Consider the following 20126-nt stretch of genomic DNA (forward strand, 5'->3'; position numbering starts at 1 on the left):
TCATCGATTCCGCGGCACGGCCGCGGCAGGAAGGCGAAAGTGGCAGACCACTACGAGGTCCTCGGCGTCGCACGCGACGCCACCACCGACGAGATCAAGAAGGCGTACCGCAAGCTGGCACGGCAGCTGCATCCCGATGTGAACCCGGGTGAGGACGCCTCCGAGCGCTTCAAGCTCGTCACCCACGCCTACGACGTGCTGAGCGACCCGGATCAGCGCGCACGCTACGACATGGGCGGCAACGACTCGCCGTTCGGCGGCGCCGGCGGGTTCGGGGGCTTCAACGACATCTTCGAGACCTTCTTCGGAGCCTCGGGCGGCTCGCGCGGGGGGCGTCCGAGGTCGCGACGCGAACGCGGGCAGGACGCCCTCGTACGCGTCACGCTCGAGCTCGGCGACGTGGTGTTCGGCACCCATCGTGACATCGACGTCGACACCGCGGTGGTGTGCGAGACCTGCCAGGGATCGTGCTGCCAGCCGGGGACGAGCCCCGTCACATGCGACATCTGCCACGGCACCGGCAACGTGCAGCGCCAGGTGCGGAGCCTCCTCGGAAACGTCGTGACCACGCAGCCGTGCAACGTCTGCCAGGGCTACGGCACCACCATCCCCTACCCCTGCGCGACCTGCCAGGGCCAGGGCCGCGTGCGCGCCCGCCGCACCGTCTCGCTCGACATCCCCGCGGGCGTCGAGACCGGTCTGCGACTGCAGCTGCCCGGCTCGGGCGAGGTCGGTCCCGCCGGTGGCCCGAACGGCGACCTGTACATCGAGGTCACCGTCTCGCCCCACGAGGTGTTCAGCCGTGACGGCGACGATCTGCTCGCGACCCTCGAGGTGTCGATGCCCGACGCGATCCTGGGCACCACGACCACGATCGAGTCGCTCGACGGCCCGGTCGACCTCGAAGTGCGCCCGGGCGTCCAGGCCGGCGACATCCTGACCATCAAGGGCCGCGGCATCACCCCGCTGCGCGGCTCGCAGCGCGGCGACCTGAGAGTGGGCGTGCACGTCGTGACGCCCACCCGGCTCGACCACAAGGAGCGCGCGCTGATCGAGGAGTTCGCCAAGCGCACCAAGGCGCCGGCTCCGCGTCTCTCGGAGTTCCACCAGGGCCTGTTCGCCAAGCTGCGCGACCGCTTCCGGAACGGGTAGCCGGTGGCCCTGCACTTCCTCCTCGACGGGCCTGCTTCCGCCGGGCCGGGCGAGACCGTCACGCTCACCGGCGCCGAGGCGCACCATGCCTCGAGTGTGCGACGGGTGCGTGTCGGCGAGGAGGTGACGGTCGGCGACGGCCGCGGCGCCTGGCTCACGGGCCTCGTCGAGTCGGCCGCGCCGCGGGAAGTGGTGGTGCGCGTACGCGAGCGCACGGATGCCGCGCAGCCGCGTCCGCGCGTCGTGCTCGTGCAGGCGCTCGCGAAAGGCGACCGTGACGAGCTGGCGGTCCAGGCGGCCACCGAGCTCGGCGTCGATGAGATCGTGCCATGGCAGGCCGCGCGGAGCGTCTCGCGGTGGGACGCCGCGAAGGCGGTGAAGGGCCGCGCCCGGTGGACGACCATCGTTCGAGAGGCGGCGAAGCAGGCTCATCGCGCGTGGGTGCCCGAGGTGGCGGAGCTCACCACGACGACCGCGCTCGCGCGCCGGGCCGCGGCATCCCTCGTCCTCATCCTCGAGCCGACGGCGACCGAGTCGCTCAGTGCCCTCGCGGTCGAGCCGGGCGACGTGCGCGACATCGTGCTGGTCGTCGGCCCCGAGGGAGGCATCGCACCCGAGGAGCTCGACGCCCTCGCTGCGGCCGGAGCGCGACTCGTGCGGCTCGGCGACACCGTGCTGCGCACGTCGACGGCCGGCCCGGCGGCACTCGCGGTCGTCAGCACCGCCCTCGCCCGCTGGTGACCGCTGCGACAGGCTCACCGACCGGTACCCGAGCCCGCCGTTCGGCCCCTCGCTAGACTTGCGGGATGAGCGAGCCGTCGATCTTCACGCGCATCCGCAACGGAGAGATCCCGTCCGAGATCATCGCGGAGACCGAGAACGCGTTCGCGATCCGTGACATCGCTCCACAGGCGCCGCTGCACCTCCTGGTGATCCCCAAGACCGAGGAGTACCGCAACGTCGTCGAGCTCGCCGCCGGCGATCCCGAGCTGATGGCCGAGCTCGTCGGCCTGGCGAACACGCTCGCCGCCGAGCATTCCGACGGGGACTTCCGCCTCGTCTTCAACACCGGCCCCAACGCGGGCCAGACCGTCTTCCACGTGCACGCCCATGTGCTCGCGGGAGGCCTCGAAGAGAAGAGTGTCGGTGCCTGATCAAGACGGTCATGAAGCCGTGAGCGACCGCGCCCGCACCACCGAGCGCATCTATGCGGACGGGGTCGCGATGGTGCAGCTGCTGGGTCCCCAGGATCGCCTGCTGCGGGTCGTCGAGCGGGAGCACCCCGGTGTCGACGTGCATGTGCGCGGCAACGAGATCACGCTGACGGGCGAGGCGGACGCGGTCGCGGCAGCCCGGTCGCTGGTCGACGAGCTGCTCGCGATGACCAAGGCCGGCCACGCGCTCGGCGAGGAGGACGTCACCTCGTCGAACCGCATCCTGCGCACCGAAGGCGGCCCGCGGCCGTCCGAGGTGCTCGGTGAGGCGATCCTGTCGTCGCGGGGCCGCGTGATCCGTCCGAAGACACTCGGTCAGAAGGCCTACGTCGACGCGATCGAGGAGAACACCATCGTGTTCGGCATCGGTCCGGCGGGAACCGGCAAGACCTACCTGGCGATGGCCAAGGCGGTGCAGGCGCTGCAGCGCAAGGAGGTCAGCCGCATCATCCTGACCCGCCCGGCCGTGGAGGCCGGGGAGCGGCTGGGGTTCCTTCCCGGCACCCTGACCGACAAGATCGACCCGTATCTGCGCCCGCTGTACGACGCGCTCAACGAGATGATGGACCCCGACATCGTGCCGAAGCTCATGGCGACGGGCACGATCGAGGTGGCGCCGCTCGCCTACATGCGCGGCCGCACGCTGAACGACTCGTTCGTCGTGCTCGACGAGGCGCAGAACACCACTCCCGAGCAGATGAAGATGTTCCTGACGCGCCTGGGCTTCGGCACGCGCATGGTCGTGACGGGCGACATCACGCAGATCGACCTGCCTCAGGGCGCATCGGGTCTGCGGCTGGTGACGCGGGTGCTGGACAAGATCGACGACATCCATTTCGCCTACCTCACGAGCGACGACGTCGTGCGCCACACCCTCGTGGGACGGATCGTCGACGCCTACACGGAGTACGACGAGCATCGCCTGGCTGCGCGCCGTGAGCGCGATGAGGCCTCCGAATTCGCCAACCGGGCAGAACGGCGTGCCGCCGTTCCCCGCAGCGGCGGACCCCGCGACCACCTTCCGAAGCGAGGACGCTCATGACCATCGAGATCGGCAACGAATCCGGGATCGCCGTCGACGAGACCGTGCTGCTGCGGCTCATGGAGCACCACTTCGCGGAGCTGCACGTGAGCCCGGAGGCCGACGTCGCGATCCTCCTCGTCGACGAGGGCGCGATGGAGGCGCTGCACGTGCAGTGGATGGACGAGCCGGGTCCGACCGACGTCCTGAGCTTCCCCATGGACGAGCTCCGTCCCGGCACCGAGGACGCCCCCACGCCCGCCGGGCTGCTCGGCGACATCGTGCTCTGCCCGCAGGTGGCGGAGACGCAGGCGGCGGCCGCCAAGCACTCGACGCTGGACGAGCTCATCCTCCTGACCACGCACGGCCTGCTCCATCTCCTCGGCTTCGACCACGCCGAGCCGGAGGAGGAGCGTGAGATGTTCGGCCTGCAGCGCGAGCTCATCACCTCCTTCCAAGCGACCGAGCGTCGACGACCGCGCGCATGACCGCTGCGCTCCTCCTGATCGCGGCGGCCCTGCTGCTCGCGTTCGGGGCACTGATGGTCGCGATCGATGCGGCCCTCAGTGTCACTTCGCGCGCGGATCTCGCCGACCTCGCCGCCGGCGACCGCAACGCCGAGCCGCTGCGCAAGATCGCGGCCGATCCCGACGCGCACGCCAACGCGGTGATCTTCATCCGGGTGCTCGCCGAGACGACGGCGGCGGTGCTGGTGACCGTCGCGTTCACGGATCTCTTCAACAACATCTGGTGGGCCATGCTCGCCGCCGCGGTGCTGATGACGGGCGTGTCCTACGTCGTCGTGGGCGCGAGCCCGCGCACCCTCGGCCGGCTGCATTCGAAGGGCCTGCTGCGGGGCGCGGCGCCGGTGATCCGCGGGGTGAGGATCATCCTGGGTCCGCTCGCCCACGGCCTCGTCGCCCTCGGCACCCGGATCACCCCCGGCGGCTCGCGTGGTTCGTCGTTCGCGTCGGAGGAGCAGCTGCTCAGCATCATCGACGAGGCGGCCGAGAACGAGCTCATCGAGCAGGACGACCGTGAGCTCATCCATTCCGTCTTCGACTTCACCGACACCTTCGTCCGGGCCGTGATGGTCCCGCGCACCGACATGGTGACCGTGGATGCCTCGGCCTCCACGCGCGAGGCCATGTCGATCTTCCTCGAGAAGGGCGTGTCGCGCGTGCCCATCGTCGACGACGACGCCGACGACGTGGTGGGGGTGCTCTACCTGAAAGACCTCGTGCAGTTCGGCTTCCGTGACGAGTCCGGGTGGCGCGATGCCCCCATCAGCCGGATCGCCCGGCCTGCCGTCTTCGTCCCCGAGTCGATGAAGGCCGAGACCCTGCTGCAGCAGATGAAGCGCGACGCCGTGCATGTGTGCCTCGTCGTCGACGAGTACGGCGGCGTGTCGGGGCTGGTGACCCTGGAGGACCTCATCGAAGAGCTCGTCGGCGAGATCTCCGACGAGTACGACCCCCGCGCGGAAGAGGTGACCGAGCTCGAGCCCGGCCACTACCGCGTGAGCGCCCGCCTGGGACTGGACGAGGTCGGCGACCTGTTCGGCCTCGAACTGGAGGATGAGGACGTCGACTCGATCGGCGGGCTCCTGGGCAAGGCGCTGGGGCGCGTGCCGCAGCCCGGCGCCACCGCCGAGTACGCCGGCCTCGTCCTCACCGGTGGCGCGTCACGCGGACGCGGACGCGGCATCTCCACGGTGTTCGTCGAACGCGGCGCACCCACTCTCGACATGGGCCGTCCGCGCACCGGCGAGATCCGCATCCCGAGCCCTCGCACCGGCGAGATCCGGCTGCCCAAGAAGGAAGACACCCCATGACCGAGAACGACCCCACGCCGGCTCCGGAGTCCGCCACGGCCCCCGCGTCCTCCGGAACCCCTGAGCCGGCCGAGGGGCGTTCGGGCTTCGTCACCTTCGTCGGCCGCCCGAATGTCGGCAAGTCCACCCTGACGAACGCGCTCGTGGGCGAGAAGGTCGCCATCACCAGCGACAAGCCGCAGACCACGCGGCGCGCCATCCGCGGCATCGTCAACCGCCCGACCGGCCAGCTGGTCATCGTCGACACACCGGGGCTCCACAAGCCGCGCACCCTGCTGGGTCAGCGGCTGAACGATCTCGTCGAGCAGGTGCTGGGGGATGTCGACGTCATCGGCTTCTGCGTGCCTGCGACCGAGAAGGTCGGCCCCGGCGACCGCCGCATCGCCGAGTCGCTGGGCGGGTACGGCCGGGCGAAGAAGGTCGCGATCGTCACCAAGACGGATGCCGCGTCCCGCGACCAGATCACCGAGAGGCTCGTCGAGGTGGACCAGCTGCGCGAGGACTGGGCGGCTGTCATCCCGCTGTCCGCGTTGACCCGGGATCAGCTCGACGTGCTGACCGACGAGCTGCTCGCGCTCATGCCGAAAGGCCCCGCGCTCTACCCGGACGGCGTCGTCACCGACGAGTCGACCGAGGACCGCATCGCGGAGATCATCCGTGAGGCGGCGCTCGAGGGCGTGCGCGACGAGCTTCCGCACTCCATCGCCGTCACCATCGAGGACATGTCCGAGCGCGAGACCGGCTCGATGACCGATATCTTCGCGAACCTCATCGTGGAGCGCGACAGTCAGAAGGCGATCATCATCGGGCACAAGGGGTCGCGCCTGCGCGACGTCGGTGCGCGTGCGCGGGCGCAGATCGAGCCGCTGGTGGGCACCAAGGTCTTCCTGAAGCTGCACGTCCGCGTCGCGAAGGAATGGCAGCGCGACCCGAAGCAGCTGGGCCGCCTCGGCTTCTGACCGCGCCGCCGAGCGGCGCGAGCGCCCGGGTCAGCCGCCGGTCGGCGTCATGGCCGACCGGACGACGACGGTGTCGTCGCCGTACTCGGCGTTCGCGGCATCCTGCCAGCTGCCGTCGTCCCAGACGACATCGATCCAGAGCCATCCGTCCTGCGGGTACGAGCTCAAGTACGCGTCACCGAGGCGGTCCGGGAGCTCGTCCTGGATGGCCGCGAGCGTCGCCTCGTCGCCCGCGCCCGGCTCGCCGCCTGTCGGATCCTCCGGACGGATGGGGTCGTAGAGAGCCAGCAGGATCGGCGGCTGCGTCACCGTGAACGACGTGCCGTCGTACGTGCCGCGCACGGCATAGGCACCCCAGGTCACATCTCCCGACGACTCGGCACCGTCGACGCCGTCCCAGGTCCAGTCCTCGAGCGGGATCCCCGCGCACTGCGGCGGGTACGACTCGGCGACCGGTCCCAGGCAGAGCTGCACGTCACCCGCGGCGTCCCGCACCGTCCCTGTGGTCGCGACCTCACCCTCGGGCGGCACCGGCGTGATCGCGCCGAACGCCGTCGGCGGGGGAGTGCTCGCGGGATCGGCGCTCGCGCACGCGACGGCGACGAGCCCGACGAAGACAGCGACGACGGCGATGCCGAGCGGGCGGCGAAGACCTCTCATACCTCCATGGTGTCGTGCGAACGCCGATCGTCTCGGAGACCGGATGCCGCGGCATCCGTGTCGAGCGGTTCACACCGGGCACAGAACCGGGTGTAACGTGGTCACATGCGCTTCGGCGGGCTTCTCCTTCTTAGCCGCCGCGACGAGACCTCGTTCTAGGGCCTTCCTCGTCGCGGAGCTTTCGGCTGGCCCGCATCATCAGGCATCGAGCCACCCCGATCGGGTTGATGGCTCGAGACAGACGAGAGAAGCAATCGATCATGAAGAACAATCAGAAGCCTTCGGGCATGCCGGTCCACAAGTATCTGCCGTTCCACGAGCAGATCACCGTCGAACTGCCCGACCGCACGTGGCCGGACCAGCGCATCACGACCGCACCCCGCTGGTGCGCGGTCGATCTGCGTGATGGCAACCAGGCGCTCATCGATCCCATGAGCCCCGAACGCAAGCGGGTCATGTTCGACCTGCTCGTGCGCATGGGCTACAAGGAGATCGAGGTGGGGTTCCCCTCCGCCAGCCAGACCGACTTCGACTTCGTGCGTCAGCTCATCGAAGAGGACCTCATCCCGGACGACGTGACGATCCAGGTGCTGACGCAGGCGCGTGCGCACCTCATCGAGCGCACCTACGAGTCGATCGCCGGCGCGAAGCAGGCCATCGTGCACCTGTACAACTCGACCAGCGTGCTGCAGCGCGAGGTCGTGTTCCGCACCGACGAGCGTGGGATCACCGACATCGCGCTGGAGGGCGCGCGGCTGTGCCGCGAGTTCGAGAAGCGGATCCCCGAGACGCAGGTGTTCTACGAGTACTCGCCCGAGAGCTACACCGGCACCGAGCTCGAGTTCGCCCTCGACGTGTGCAACCAGGTGATCGAGATCTTCGAGCCGACGCCGGAGCGCAAGGTCATCATCAACCTCCCCGCGACTGTCGAGATGGCCACGCCGAACATCTACGCCGACTCGATCGAGTGGATGAGCCGTCGCCTCGCCCACCGCGAGAACGTCATCCTCTCGCTGCACCCGCACAACGACCGCGGCACCGCGATCGCCGCGGCGGAGCTCGGCTACATGGCCGGCGCCGACCGCATCGAGGGGTGCCTGTTCGGCAACGGTGAGCGCACCGGCAACGTCGACCTGGTCGCGCTCGGCATCAACCTGCTGACGCAGGGGATCGATCCGCAGATCGACTTCAGCGACATCGACCAGGTCAAGCGCACGGTCGAGTACTGCAACCAGCTGCCGGTGCATGAGCGCAGCCCGTGGGCCGGAGACCTGGTCTTCACCGCCTTCAGCGGATCGCACCAGGACGCCATCAAGAAGGGCTTCGAGGCCATGGAGGCCCGCGCCGCGGCGGCCGGCGTCACCGTCGACGAGATCGACTGGGCCGTCCCGTACCTGCCGATCGACCCGAAGGACCTCGGTCGTTCGTACGAGGCGGTCATCCGGGTCAACTCGCAGTCGGGCAAGGGCGGCGTCGCATACCTGCTGAAGACCGACCATTCGCTCGACCTGCCGCGCCGGCTGCAGATCGACTTCTCGGGCGTGGTCCAGGCCAAGACCGATGCCGAAGGCGGCGAGGTCACGAGCGACCAGATCTGGAAGATCTTCACCGACGAGTACCTGCCGGCGGAGGTCGCGGACGAGCGCTGGGGCCGCTTCGAACTACTGGCGACGAGCACCCGCAGCGACCTGTCCGGCGATGTCTCGCTCGACATCACGCTCCGTGACGGCGACGAGCGATTCGAGGCATCCGGCCACGGCAACGGCCCGGTCGCGGCGTTCCTCGAGATCGTCCGCGCACAGGGATTCGACGTGACGCTGTACGACTACGTCGAGCACGCCCTCAGCGCCGGAGGCGACGCCCAGGCCGCCGCGTACATCGAACTGCAGGTCGATGGCGAGCGCCTGTGGGGCGTGGGCATCGACTCGGACATCTCGACCGCGTCGCTCAAAGCGATCGTGTCGGGGGTCAACCGCGCCATCCGCACGCGGCAGCGCTCCGGGGCCCTCGCGGCCGTCTGAGCGCGAACCGTCGACGGGTGTGCGCGGGTGATCCCCGCGCGCACCCGTCGGTGTGCGCAGGCGGGCTTCAGACCGCTCAATGCTTGACGATGGGAATCGTCGAGGTCTCGACGGCCACCTTGCGGCGGTAGAGCGCACGCTGTTCCGGCAATGAGATGTCGAACATCACGGCGAGCAGCCGGATGACGGTGGTGACCACGATGCCCACGATCGCGGCGATGACCAGATCGACCCCGAGCGCATTCGCGACCGCGAGGACGAGGCATCCCGCTCCGGCGGCGACGGCATAGAGCGAGCCGACGTGCATGATCGCCACGGGAAGGCCCATGATCATGTCACGCAGGATGCCGCCGCCGACGGCCGCGCATACGCCGACGAAGACGGCGGGCACGAGGGGGAGGCCGAGCGCGAGCGCCTTGCTGGTGCCGAAGGCGCCGAACAGCCCGATGACCAGCGCGTCGAGGCCGACGATGACGGCGTTGAGTCTCTGGAAGACGCCGGCGAGCAGCATCCCGAGCAGTGCCGCGCCGGTGGCCGTCAGCAGATACCAGTTGCTCTGCAGCGTGGTGGGGGTGACGTTCAGGAGCAGGTCGCGGATGAGACCGCCGCCCATGCCGACGACGATGCCGATGATCGCGACGCCGAGCAGGTCGAGCCGCCGTTGGCCCCGGAAGCCCGACGCGAAGAGCGCGCCCTGTATCCCGCCGAGTCCGACGGCGGTGAGGTCCGCCCACAGCGGGATCACGAAGATCGGCTCGTCCACCCCTCCATTGTGGTCGCACGGGGTGCTCGCGGCCGGATTCAGGGGATGTGCGTCCGCACCGCCGTCATGAACCCGTCCAGGTCGTCGACCCAGAGCCGCACGGCGTCGACCTCGTCCGCGGTGTCGCCCAGACGCACGGCCACCGGACGCTCGAGGATGACGAGGACATTGGTCTCGTCCTGCATCCGCAGAGCGAGCGTGCGTCCGTGCGGCTCGTCGCGGATCTTCGGAGCCTTCTCCCGCACATCGCGGGACTTCTCGACACTCGTCACCGACTCCCACGGCAGGTCGATGTCGAGCTCGGCACCGGAGCGCGCGCGGATGCCTTCAGGTCCGACGGCGTGCGGACGGGTCAGGAAACCCAGCAGGAGGCCGATCATCCACGTCACGCCCCAGATCCCTGCGGCGAGGAGGGGGATGCGCACCCACGGCCAGTCGTGGACGATGAGGTCGACGATCGGGATCTCGATCGCCGAGAGGACGATGAAGATCACCAGGATCGTGAGCACCGGGGAGTGGTAGGCGAATCCGCTGGCCCCGACGGGCACCCGTGGGCGCCGGAAGATCCAGCGGTAGAGGCTCTTCCAGATTCCGATCTCCGCCCGCAGCGCCATCCGGGCGAGGCGTCGGACGCGCTGCCCGAAGGACCCCGGTTGAGGACTCGTCGTGTCGGTCGCGGGGGATCCGGTCATGAGGGCTCGGCCTGCTCGTCCTGCCGCGCGGCGTGCTCGGCGACCAGCCGTTGCAGGGTCGTCAAGACGTGCTGCAGGGCGTCGGCGGTGACGCGCACTGTTTCGTCGGCGAGTCCGGCGACCAGGTCGCTGCCGAGCGCGTCGTGCTCGGCATCCATCGTCTCCATGATCGACAGGCCGCGCTCGGTGAGGTGGACGAGCACCGCCCGGCGATCGGTGGGATGCGGCTCGCGGCGCGCGAAGCCCGTGGCCTCCAGCGCGTCGACCAGCGTGGTCACGTTGCGCGGGGTGACGCCGATCGCGTCGGCGAGCTGTGCCTGCGTCACCGGCCCGCCCTGGTAGAGCACCCACAGCAGGTGCGTGCGCGGTTGGGTGAGTCCCCGCCGCTCGAGTTCGCGCGCCTGATCGGCCTCGAGGACCTGCGAGAGGGCGAGAAGGGAATCCAGAATCTGCGTGCCCGACATAGTGAACAGAGTACATAGTGTTAGCCGGGATCGGGTTCTCACCCGGCCAGCCAGCGAACGGGACGAGTCCCTTCGGCAACCGAGCCCGCACGGTCCGGCGCCGCCCGATCACGCGGGTACGCAGCGATAATTGACGGGTGCCCACCTACCGCGATGAAGTCGTGGTCCTTCGCACCCACAAGCTGGGGGAAGCCGACAGGATCGTGACCATGCTCAGCCGCCGTCACGGCAAGCTGCGCGCGGTCGCGAAGGGCGTGCGTCGCACCTCGTCGCGCTTCGGCGCGCGGCTGGAGCCGTTCATGGTCGCCGACGTCCAGCTCTACCAGGGCCGCTCCCTCGACATCGTGCAGCAGGCCGAGTCGCTCGGCTCCTACGGCGCCGAGATCGTCGCCCACTACGACCGCTACACATCCGCCCACGCGATGGTCGAGGCCGCCGACCGCCTCAACGAGGCCGAGGCGACGCCGCAGCAGTATCTGCTCCTCGTGGGCGGGCTGCGTGCGCTCTCGCGCGGCGAGCACGCCTCGCGCAGCGTGCTGGACTCCTATCTCCTCCGGGCCATGGCGCTCTCCGGCTGGGCGCCGGGGCTCGGGGAGTGCGCCCGCTGCGGCCGCAGCGGACCCCACGACACGTTCGTCGCGCAGCAGGGCGGCGTCATCTGCCGCGACTGCGCTCCGACCGGCGCTGCGCGCGTGGATGCCGCGACGGTGTCGCTGCTGCAATCGCTCATGGCGGGGGAGTGGGATGTGGTGGATGCCGCGTCCCACGGCTCGACCGCTGCCGCCTCGGGTTTGATCGCGGCCTATGCCCAGTGGCACCTCGAGCGCGGCATCCGCTCGCTTTCGCACGTCTCCGCCCCCCAGGAAGGTCGCTGGTGACTCCCAAGCCCTACACGCATCGCGATGCCGTGCCGTATCGCCCGCTGGACTGGACCGGGATCTATCCGCCCGAGTACCCGCGCGGCGCCGTGCCGAACCACGTGGCGATCGTGATGGACGGCAACGGCCGCTGGGCCAATCGCCGGGGCCTCACGCGCATCGAAGGTCATAAGGCGGGCGAGGCCGCGCTGCTCGACGTCGTCGCGGGAGCGATCCAGGCGGGCGTCAAACACCTGTCCGTGTACGCGTTCTCGACCGAGAACTGGTCGCGCTCGCCGGAGGAGGTGCGCTTCCTGATGGGGTACAACCGCGACGTGCTGCACCGCCGCCGCGACCAGCTCAACGAGTGGGGCGTGCGCATCCAGTGGGCGGGACGCAAGCCGCGGCTGTGGTCGAGCGTGATCAAGGAGCTGCAGTTCGCGGAGCGCCTGACGGCGGGCAACGACGTGCTGACCCTCACCATGTGCGTGAACTACGGCGGCCGTATCGAGCTCGTCGACGCGATGCGCTCGATCGCCGACGACGTCGCGGCAGGCAGGCTCAAGCCGTCGGCGGTGTCGGAGAAGCTCATCCAGCGCCGTCTGTACCGGCCCGACATGCCGGATGTCGACCTCTTCCTCCGCTCGAGCGGGGAGCAGCGCACGTCCAACTTCCTGCTGTGGGAGTCGGCGTACGCGGAGTTCGTCTTCCTCGACACGCTGTGGCCGGACTTCAGCCGCGAAGACCTCTGGGACGGCATCGACGCCTACCTCGGCCGCGAGCGCCGCTTCGGCGGCGCCGTCGACACGCCCGATGCCTCGGCATCCTGACCGGCGGCGGGTTCACCCGGTGCGGCAACGCGCCGGCACCGACGATCGAGCATGACAGCGCATTCGGCGGAATAGAAGCGACGACGCCCGCGGTTGTCCTCAGCATGACGGACGCCATCAAGATCGACGTGTGGAGCGACATCGCCTGCCCCTGGTGCTACATCGGCAAGCGCAATCTCGAGAACGGGCTGGCCGCGGCATCCGCGGATGACGACGCCCCCGCCGTGGAGGTGACGTTCCACTCGTTCGAGCTGTCACCCGACACGCCCGTCGACTTCGAGGGCGATGAGCTCGACTTCCTCGCGAAGCACAAGGGCATGGCTCGCGATCAGGTGCAGCAGATGCTCCAGCGTGTCACCGGCGTCGCCGCCGATGCCGGTCTCGAGTACCGCTTCGACCTCCTCAAGCACACCAACACCGTCAAGGCGCACGAACTGCTCCATTTCGCCAAGGAGCACGGCCGCCAGCATGAGCTCGCCGAGCGCCTCATGGCCGCCTACTTCACCGAGGGCCGTCACCTCGGGCGTGAGGACGAGCTCGTGGAGCTCGCCACGGATGCCGGACTCGACTCCGACGCCGCGCGCGCGGCGCTGCAGAGCGGCCGCTACCTCGACGCCGTCCGCGCCGACCAGGCGCAGGCCACGGCGTACGGCATCAACGGCGTGCCGTTCTTCGTGATCGACGGCAAGTACGGCGTGTCGGGCGCGCAGCCCGCCGACGCGTTCGCCCAGATCGTGCGCCAGGTGTGGGCCGAGCACCGCGAGCCCGCGGCCGTCGACGCCTGACCAGACGGACAACCGGAACGGGCCCGCCGCGAATCATCGCGGTGGGCCCGTTCTCTGCTTCCGGGCAGCCGGTCGTCGAGGGTCTCCGCCATCGAACCGGGCTGCGGGAGCCTCTCACCGCACAGACGAACGCCCCGTTCAGCCAAGGGACGGATTCCTGTAAGAGAATGGAGGCGTGACGACTGCCCTCGCTCCCGCGCGCACGCTGCGCATCGGGCCCATCGATCTCGATGCGCCCGTCGTGCTGGCGCCGATGGCGGGTATCACCAACACGGCGTTCCGGCGACTCTGCCGCGAGTACGGCGCCGGCCTCTACGTCAGCGAGATGATCACGACGCGCGCCCTCGTCGAGCGCAACGCCACGACGATGCGCCTCATCACGCACCACGAGTCCGAGAAGCCGCGTTCGATCCAGCTGTACGGCGTGGATCCTGCGACGACCGAGGCGGCCGTACGCCTCCTGGTCGAGGAGGACCGCGCCGACCACATCGATCTGAACTTCGGATGCCCCGTTCCCAAGGTCACCCGCAAGGGCGGGGGAGCGGCACTGCCGTGGAAGCTGGGCCTGTTCCGCGAGATCGTCACACGAGCCGCGCGCGCCGCGGGCGACATCCCGCTGACGGTCAAGATGCGCAAAGGCATCGATGCCGACCACCTGACGTACCTCGACGCGGGCCGCATCGCCGAGGACGCCGGCGTGGCCGCCGTCGCCCTGCACGCCCGCACGGCCTCGGAGTTCTACTCGGGCAATGCCGACTGGTCGGCGATCGCCGCACTCAAGCAGGCCGTCACGAGCGTGCCCGTCCTCGGGAACGGCGACATCTGGTCGGCCGACGACGCGGTACGCATGATGGACGAGACCGGCTGCGACGGCGTCGTGGTCGGTCGTGGGTGCCTGGGGCGCCCGTGGCTCTTCGGCGACCTGGCCCGCGCCCTCGGCGCTCCGGGCGCCGCGCCCGCCGAGCCGGTGGATGCGACTCTCGGGTTCGTGGCGCGCGCCTTCCGCCGCCACGCAGAACTGCTCGTCGAATTCTTCGAGGACGAGGGTCGCGGCTGCCGCGACATCCGCAAGCACGTCGCCTGGTACTTCAAGGGCTACCCGGTCGGGGGCGAGCTGCGTGCGAGCCTGGCCACCGCCTCGACGCTGGCCGAGATCGACGACCTGCTGGCGACCCTCGAACTCGACGCGCCCTACCCGGGCGCGGCGGCCGAGGGTCAGCGCGGCCGCGCCGGCACCCCGAAGCGTCCCGCGCTGCCCGATGGCTGGCTGAACTCGCGCGAGCTGGGGGCCGCGGCATCCACCGCCCTCGCCGAAGCGGAACTCGACCACAGTGGCGGGTGACGTGGTCGCGGCGTCCGACCGCCCGGCGGGCTATGACGACGCCGACGCCGCCCGTTTCCTCGTCGAGCACCATCGATCGCAGCGCGACGACTTCGCGCGCGACCGTGCGCGGGTGCTGCACTCCGCCGCGCTGCGCCGACTCGCGGCCAAGACGCAGGTGCTCAGCCCGGCGAGTCCCGCCGACTTCGCGCGCAACCGGCTGACGCACTCGCTCGAGGTCGCGCAGGTGGGTCGGGAGCTCGCGACGGCGCTGGACCTCGCGGCCGACGTCGTCGACACCGCGTGCCTCAGCCACGACCTCGGGCACCCTCCCTTCGGTCACAACGGCGAACGTGCGCTGAACGAGTGGGCCGAGGACGTGGGCGGCTTCGAGGGCAATGCGCAGACTCTCCGGATCCTCACGCGCCTCGAGCCCAAGGTCTTCGACGCCGACGGCCGCAGCGTCGGCCTCAACCTCACGCGTGCGAGCCTCGACGCCGCCTGCAAGTACCCGTGGACCTCGGATCATCCGCTGCCCGACCCCGGCGGCCGGCTGAAGTTCGGCGTCTACCCCGAAGACGAAGAGGTCTTCCGCTGGCTGCGCGCCGATGCTCCCGGCCGGGTGCGCTGCATCGAGGCCGAGGTCATGGACCTCTCGGACGACATCGCGTACTCGGTGCACGACTTCGAGGATGCGGTCGTCAACGGCTACCTCGATCCCGAGCGTCTCGCGGATCCGCGCGAGCACGAGTGGCTGCTGACGGCGATCCAGTCGTGGGTCGGCTTCGACTTCGCCCGCGACGAGCTTGAGGACGCCCTGTTCCGGCTCACCCGCATGCCGGAGTGGATCGATTCGTTCGACGGCACCCGTGCCGCTCTCGCCCGCCTGAAGAACCTGACCTCCGACCTCATCGGGCGCTTCGCACGCGCCGCGACCACCGCGACGCGCGAATCGTATGCCACCTCGGTGCTCACCCGCTATCGCGGGCACCTCGTCGTTCCGCGGATCGTCGAGGCCGAGATGGCGGTACTCAAGGGCGTCATCGGCGCGGCCGTTGTCTCGATCGAAGGACGCAAGGAGCTCTACAAGGAGCAGCGGCGCCTGTTGAAGCGCCTCGCCACCGCACTGTGGGAGCGGCCAGACGCACTCGACCCGCTCCATGCGGAGGACTTCGCGGCGGCGGAGACGGATGCCGCGCGCCGGCGTGTCGTCGTCGATCAGGTCGCCAGCCTCACCGACCAGCTGGCGATCGCGTGGCACGGTTCGCTCGTAGGACCGGTCGACCCGGCATCCGTCGGCGTGTGGGCACCCGGCGCCCGGCCGATGGATGCGGCGGAGCGCGCCGCGCGCGATTCGTCCGAGGTGCGCTGATGGCGGGACGGATCCGTCAGGCGGACGTCGACGAGGTGAAGTCCCGGACGAACATCGCCGACATCATCGGGGAGCGGGTCGCGCTCAAGTCCGCCGGCGTCGGCTCGCTGAAAGGCCTGTGCCCGTTCCACGACGAGCGCAGCCCGAGCTTCAACGTCCGCCCGCAGGCGGGCTTCTACCACTGCTTCGGCTGCGGCGAATCGGGCGATGTCTACTCGTTCCTGCGCGCGATGGACCATGTGACGTTCACCGAGGCCGTCGAGCGTCTCGCCGGCCGTATCGGCTACTCCCTGCACTACGAAGACGGCGGCTCCGCGCCCGAGCACACCGGCCGCGCCCGTTTGTACGCGGCCAACGCCGCGGCGGCGGAGTTCTTCCGCTCCCAGCTGATGACGCCCGAGGCCGACATCGCGCGCCGCTTCCTGGGGCAGCGCGGGTTCGACGCCGGCGCGGCAGGGCACTTCGGCGTGGGCTATGCGCCGAAGGGATGGTCGGGCATGCATTCCGCCCTCCGCGCACAGGGCTACACCGACGAGGAGCTCTCGTCCGCCGGCCTGGTGTCGCAGGGTCAGCGCGGCGTCTACGACCGCTTCCGCGGCAGGGTGGTGTGGCCGATCAGGGACGTGACCGGCCAGGTGCTCGGCTTCGGTGCGCGCCGGCTCCACGACGACGACAACGGGCCGAAGTATCTGAACACGCCCGAAACCGTCATCTACAAGAAGGCCCAGGTGCTCTACGGCCTCGATCTCGCGAAACGCGAGGTGTCGCGCCAGCACCGCGTCGTCGTCGTCGAGGGGTACACCGACGTCATGGCGTGCCATCTCGCCGGCATCACGACGGCGATCGCGACGTGCGGCACCGCGTTCGGCTCGGACCACATCACGGTGCTCCGGCGGGTCATGGGCGACGACTCCACGGCCGGTGAGGTCGTCTTCACCTTCGACCCGGATGCCGCGGGCCAGAAGGCGGCGCTGCGCGCGTTCGCCGACGCCAAGCGGTTCAACGCCCAGACCTACGTCGCGACCGGACCGGAGGGTCTCGACCCCTGCGATCTGCGCCTCACACGCGGAGACGGCGCCGTGCGCGCCCTGCTCGAGACCAAGGTGCCGATGGTGGAGTTCGTCCTCGACCAGCGCATCTCGGGGTACGACCTCGCCAGCGTCGAGGGACGCGTCGGCGCGCTGCGCACGGCGGCACCCGTGGTCGCCGAGCTGCGCGACCCGCTGCTGCAGCCCGAGTACGTGCGCGTGCTCGCCCGCCGGCTCGGCATGGACACCGAAGACGTGCGCCGCGAGGTCGAACGCGCGGGCCGAACCGCCACCTCCACCGGTCGGCGCGACGGCTCCCCGGTCGCCGAAGCTGTCGCTCCCGACGCCGAGGGGGCGCTGCGGGTCACGCTCGCGACGCTGCCGCGCACGCCCGGGGTTGCGATCGAGCGCGACGCCCTGATGGGGGTGCTCCAGTTCGGCCACCGCATGGATGCGGCGCTCGTGGCGCGCGCCCTGGAGCTGCCGTTCCGTCATCCGGCGCTCGACGCCGTCCGCGTCGCCGTGCGCGACGTCTCGAGCATGCAGCGCCCGGGCTGGGCGGTGGATGCCGTCGCCACCGTCCGCGAGCCCTACCGCGCGCTCGCGGCCGAGCTCCTCGCCGGTGACTTCCCGGCACTGAGCGACGAGGCCGCCGTGTCGTCGGCGAGCGATCTCGCGCGGCGGCTGGTGATGCGCGGCCTCGACCGCGAGAAGTCCGAGCTGCTGGGCGCCATCCAGCGGGTTCCGGCCGATTCGGAAGAGGGACGCCGCATCCGGCTGCGACTGCGCGAACTCGACGCGACCCGTCAGGCCATCGCGGACGAGGCGTCCTGATCCCGCCGCGTCGGCTGGCGCCGCTGACCGCCGCGGGGCAGGATGTGAGGATGGCTCGCCGAAGAGACGCGGATGTCGCGATCGACTGCTCCGATCTATCGATCGCCCGCCGTGCGGGCCGTGGGGGCGCGTCCCAGCGCGTGGTGGACGGCGTCTCGTTCCGCCTCGCCCACGGCGGCATTCTCGCGCTGATGGGGCCGACCGGTTCCGGCAAATCGTCGCTCGCCGCCGTGCTGGCCGGTGCCGACGAAGCGGGGCTCACCGTGGTGGGCGGGCGGGGCCTCGTCGAGGGCATTCCGGTGCGGCGTCCCGGTCGTGCGCACCGCCAGCTCACCTACTACGCCGGGTATCTGCCGCAGTCGGCGGGTGCTCGGCTGCCCGCACGTCTCACCGTCGCAGAGGTGATCGGCGAGCCGATCACCAGCCGCGATCGCCGTGTGAGCCCCCGCGCGCTGGCCGTCAGGGTGGCGTCCCTCCTCGACGAGCTGATGCTCCCGCTCGGAGCGGCAGCCAAGTACCCGTACGAACTCAGCGCTGGCATGCGCCAGCGGGTCGCGCTGGCGCGCGCGCTCGTTCTCCAGCCGCGCGTGCTCATCGCCGACGAGCTCTTCGCGAACATGGACGTCGAGGTGCGGAAGGCGGCGCGCGCGGCGGTGCTGCGCCGCCGCAAGGAGCTCGACATGGCCACCCTCATCGTGACCAACGAGCGGGAGGTCGTGAACGAGCTGGATGCCGATGTGCTCGTGCTCCGCGCCGGGCACGCGGTCGCATTCGGACATGGCACGCGCGACCTGCTCTGGACCCCCAGTGGAGAGGCCGACAGACGTCTCGTGGGCTCCTGACGGGGGTGGCCGTGGTCGTCAGCACGGCCTGGGCTTTGCTAGTATGGTCTGGTTGCCCGCGCGAAAGCGCGGACCATTCCTCCATAGCTCAATTGGCAGAGCAATCGGCTGTTAACCGATAGGTTCTTGGTTCGAGTCCAAGTGGGGGAGCGAAGGCCTCGGGGCTCCACCCCCGGGGCTTTCTTCGTCTTCGGGGTCTGATCGGAGTGGGAACATGGCGGGTCGCGCGAAACCCTCGCCGTTGCTGCAGGTCGACGGCGGCGTTCCCGCGCCGGCACCCATCTACCGTTCCGCCGCGCTGCTCGGCGCGCTCGCGCTGTTCGCGGCAGCGCTCGTGTGGGTGGGTCTCGTCGTGCTCTTCGGCGGAGATCCGCGGATGTTCCCCGTCTCCGCGCCGGAGCCCTGGCTGTTCCTCGCGCTCGCCCCGTCGATCGCCGCAATCCTGCTCGCTCTGCGTGGCGTCGCAGCATGGTCCCTGGCGCTGGCGATCCTCAGCTGCTGGCTCGTGCCCACGGGACTCGCGACGGTACTCGTCGTGCTGGTGGCGCTGTGGACCGTTCGCCGTATCCGCAGCCAGTGGGCCGCCCACGACCTCGACACCGTCGTCGCCACTGCCGCTGCCCACGGTCTTCCCGTCCTCGTGGTGCAGCACGTCGCGGGCAAGGCCGGCGCACGCAGGACCACGGACACCACGCAGGTGCAGGTCCGCGACGTCGACACCGGCGAACTGACCACCGCACGCGTGTGGGGACCGATGCGCACCGGCACGACGCTCGTGCGGCAGGGCATGAACGTCATCGCCCAGGCGCCTCCGGGAGCCGACGCCGAGCTTCGCCGGTGGGTCGAGCGCCAGAATCGCCGCAGCGACGCCTGACCCGTGCCGGGATCAGGCGTCGATGTCGTCGACGCCGGGCGTCCAGGAGCTCCCCGGCCGGCCCCAACCGCGCTTGCGGGCGATCTTCTGCACCGTCTTCCAGTCCCCGTCGTCGAGGCGGTCGACGTAGAGGATTCCGTCGAGGTGGTCGAACTCGTGCTGCATGATGCGCGCCCGCCACCCGTCGACCTGGATGCTCACGGGGGCGCCATCGAGGTCGGTGCCGGTCACGAGCACCTCCTCGGAGCGGCGCAGCGGGAACCGCTCACCAGGAAACGACAGACACCCCTCGGACTCCTCGTCCGGGTCCGGAGCCCCGGGCTCGAGCGGCCGCATCCACAGTTCGGGGTTGATGATCACGCCCCGCCAGGGCTCGCCGTCCTCGTCATCGGCATAGGTGTACGTGTAGATGCGCAGCGGCACGCCGACCTGGGGCGCCGCGAGACCCACGCCGGGTGCGGCATCCATCGTCTCGAACATGTCGGCGACCAGTGAGCGGATCTCGTCCGTGATCTCTTCGACGGCGGACGCGGGGGAGTGAAGGACGGGATCGCCCATGATGCGAATCGGGAGAACAGCCACGCCTTGAGCCTATCGACCGGC

General features: G+C 70.1%; 21 protein-coding genes and 1 tRNA gene. 17 read left to right on the plus strand and 5 right to left on the minus strand.

Annotated elements, in window-relative coordinates:
- The first annotated feature begins 39 nt into the window (after nt 1-39).
- The 7 genes from dnaJ to era all read left to right on the plus strand — a co-directional run bounded on the left by dnaJ (nt 40) and on the right by era (nt 6180).
- Nucleotides 40-1152, plus strand: a complete 1113-nt coding sequence (gene dnaJ / locus ACI3KY_RS05890; RefSeq protein ID WP_404929269.1) for a molecular chaperone DnaJ — start codon at nt 40-42, stop codon at nt 1150-1152.
- A 3-nt stretch (nt 1153-1155) separates the two neighbouring features.
- Complete coding sequence (locus tag ACI3KY_RS05895; RefSeq protein WP_404929270.1) at nt 1156-1893, plus strand: 16S rRNA (uracil(1498)-N(3))-methyltransferase; 738 nt, start codon at nt 1156-1158, stop codon at nt 1891-1893.
- A gap of 65 nt (nt 1894-1958) precedes the next feature.
- The gene (locus ACI3KY_RS05900) at nt 1959-2306 is read left to right on the plus strand and encodes an HIT domain-containing protein (protein WP_194415321.1); all 348 of its coding nucleotides are present in this window, start codon (nt 1959-1961) and stop codon (nt 2304-2306) included.
- A gap of 70 nt (nt 2307-2376) precedes the next feature.
- Nucleotides 2377-3408: a PhoH family protein gene (locus ACI3KY_RS05905; RefSeq protein ID WP_404929312.1), complete on the plus strand. Its 1032-nt coding sequence runs from the start codon at nt 2377-2379 to the stop codon at nt 3406-3408.
- On the plus strand, nt 3405-3875 hold the full coding sequence (gene ybeY, locus ACI3KY_RS05910; protein WP_404929271.1) for an rRNA maturation RNase YbeY: 471 nt from the start codon (nt 3405-3407) through the stop codon (nt 3873-3875). Before ACI3KY_RS05905 ends, ybeY begins: the two co-directional genes overlap by 4 nt.
- A complete protein-coding gene (locus ACI3KY_RS05915; protein WP_404929272.1) occupies nt 3872-5221 on the plus strand; it encodes a hemolysin family protein in 1350 nt (449 codons plus the stop codon). Before ybeY ends, ACI3KY_RS05915 begins: the two co-directional genes overlap by 4 nt.
- Nucleotides 5218-6180 (plus strand): GTPase Era, encoded by a 963-nt coding sequence (era, locus tag ACI3KY_RS05920; protein ID WP_404929273.1) that lies wholly within the window; start codon nt 5218-5220, stop codon nt 6178-6180. Before ACI3KY_RS05915 ends, era begins: the two co-directional genes overlap by 4 nt.
- Before the next feature lie 30 nt (nt 6181-6210).
- On the opposite strand, the gene ACI3KY_RS05925 is transcribed toward era, so the two are convergent.
- Nucleotides 6211-6840: a hypothetical protein gene (locus tag ACI3KY_RS05925; protein WP_404929274.1), complete on the minus strand. Its 630-nt coding sequence runs from the start codon at nt 6838-6840 to the stop codon at nt 6211-6213.
- A gap of 260 nt (nt 6841-7100) precedes the next feature.
- Here ACI3KY_RS05925 and leuA point away from each other — a divergent pair, with 260 nt between their 5' ends.
- Nucleotides 7101-8861 carry a 2-isopropylmalate synthase gene (gene leuA, locus ACI3KY_RS05930; protein WP_404929275.1) on the plus strand — a complete coding sequence of 587 codons (1761 nt, stop codon included), beginning with the start codon at nt 7101-7103 and terminating at the stop codon, nt 8859-8861.
- A gap of 76 nt (nt 8862-8937) precedes the next feature.
- Here leuA and ACI3KY_RS05935 read toward each other — a convergent pair whose 3' ends face one another.
- From ACI3KY_RS05935 to ACI3KY_RS05945, 3 genes are read right to left on the minus strand one after another with little or no spacing between them, the layout of a single operon-like run.
- Nucleotides 8938-9624: a trimeric intracellular cation channel family protein gene (locus tag ACI3KY_RS05935; protein WP_404929276.1), complete on the minus strand. Its 687-nt coding sequence runs from the start codon at nt 9622-9624 to the stop codon at nt 8938-8940.
- Between the two features lie 38 nt (nt 9625-9662).
- Complete coding sequence (locus tag ACI3KY_RS05940) at nt 9663-10316, minus strand: hypothetical protein (RefSeq protein WP_404929277.1); 654 nt, start codon at nt 10314-10316, stop codon at nt 9663-9665.
- The gene (locus tag ACI3KY_RS05945) at nt 10313-10780 is read right to left on the minus strand and encodes a MarR family winged helix-turn-helix transcriptional regulator (protein WP_404929278.1); all 468 of its coding nucleotides are present in this window, start codon (nt 10778-10780) and stop codon (nt 10313-10315) included. The genes ACI3KY_RS05940 and ACI3KY_RS05945 overlap by 4 nt, the downstream gene beginning before the upstream one ends.
- Before the next feature lie 137 nt (nt 10781-10917).
- Between ACI3KY_RS05945 and recO the strand changes: the two genes are divergently transcribed.
- The 9 genes from recO to ACI3KY_RS05990 all read left to right on the plus strand — a co-directional run bounded on the left by recO (nt 10918) and on the right by ACI3KY_RS05990 (nt 19523).
- Nucleotides 10918-11658, plus strand: a complete 741-nt coding sequence (gene recO, locus ACI3KY_RS05950; RefSeq protein WP_404929279.1) for a DNA repair protein RecO — start codon at nt 10918-10920, stop codon at nt 11656-11658.
- Complete coding sequence (locus ACI3KY_RS05955; protein ID WP_404929280.1) at nt 11655-12467, plus strand: isoprenyl transferase; 813 nt, start codon at nt 11655-11657, stop codon at nt 12465-12467. The genes recO and ACI3KY_RS05955 overlap by 4 nt, the downstream gene beginning before the upstream one ends.
- Before the next feature lie 104 nt (nt 12468-12571).
- Nucleotides 12572-13252, plus strand: a complete 681-nt coding sequence (locus ACI3KY_RS05960; protein ID WP_404929281.1) for a DsbA family protein — start codon at nt 12572-12574, stop codon at nt 13250-13252.
- 175 nt (nt 13253-13427) lie between these two features.
- On the plus strand, nt 13428-14594 hold the full coding sequence (gene dusB, locus ACI3KY_RS05965) for a tRNA dihydrouridine synthase DusB (protein ID WP_404929282.1): 1167 nt from the start codon (nt 13428-13430) through the stop codon (nt 14592-14594).
- On the plus strand, nt 14584-15945 hold the full coding sequence (locus ACI3KY_RS05970) for a deoxyguanosinetriphosphate triphosphohydrolase (protein WP_404929283.1): 1362 nt from the start codon (nt 14584-14586) through the stop codon (nt 15943-15945). Before dusB ends, ACI3KY_RS05970 begins: the two co-directional genes overlap by 11 nt.
- Nucleotides 15945-17807, plus strand: a complete 1863-nt coding sequence (dnaG, locus tag ACI3KY_RS05975) for a DNA primase (RefSeq protein WP_404929284.1) — start codon at nt 15945-15947, stop codon at nt 17805-17807. Before ACI3KY_RS05970 ends, dnaG begins: the two co-directional genes overlap by 1 nt.
- A gap of 50 nt (nt 17808-17857) precedes the next feature.
- Nucleotides 17858-18649 (plus strand): ATP-binding cassette domain-containing protein, encoded by a 792-nt coding sequence (locus ACI3KY_RS05980; protein ID WP_404929285.1) that lies wholly within the window; start codon nt 17858-17860, stop codon nt 18647-18649.
- 77 nt (nt 18650-18726) lie between these two features.
- A tRNA-Asn gene (locus ACI3KY_RS05985) sits at nt 18727-18799 on the plus strand.
- Between the two features lie 64 nt (nt 18800-18863).
- A complete protein-coding gene (locus ACI3KY_RS05990) occupies nt 18864-19523 on the plus strand; it encodes a hypothetical protein (RefSeq protein WP_404929286.1) in 660 nt (219 codons plus the stop codon).
- Between the two features lie 12 nt (nt 19524-19535).
- Here ACI3KY_RS05990 and def read toward each other — a convergent pair whose 3' ends face one another.
- Nucleotides 19536-20105 (minus strand): peptide deformylase, encoded by a 570-nt coding sequence (gene def, locus ACI3KY_RS05995; RefSeq protein WP_404929287.1) that lies wholly within the window; start codon nt 20103-20105, stop codon nt 19536-19538.
- Nucleotides 20106-20126 lie beyond the last annotated feature (21 nt).

Source organism: Microbacterium sp. ZW T2_14, assembly GCF_044987405.1.
In the GTDB taxonomy this organism is placed as follows: Bacteria; Actinomycetota; Actinomycetes; order Actinomycetales; family Microbacteriaceae; genus Microbacterium.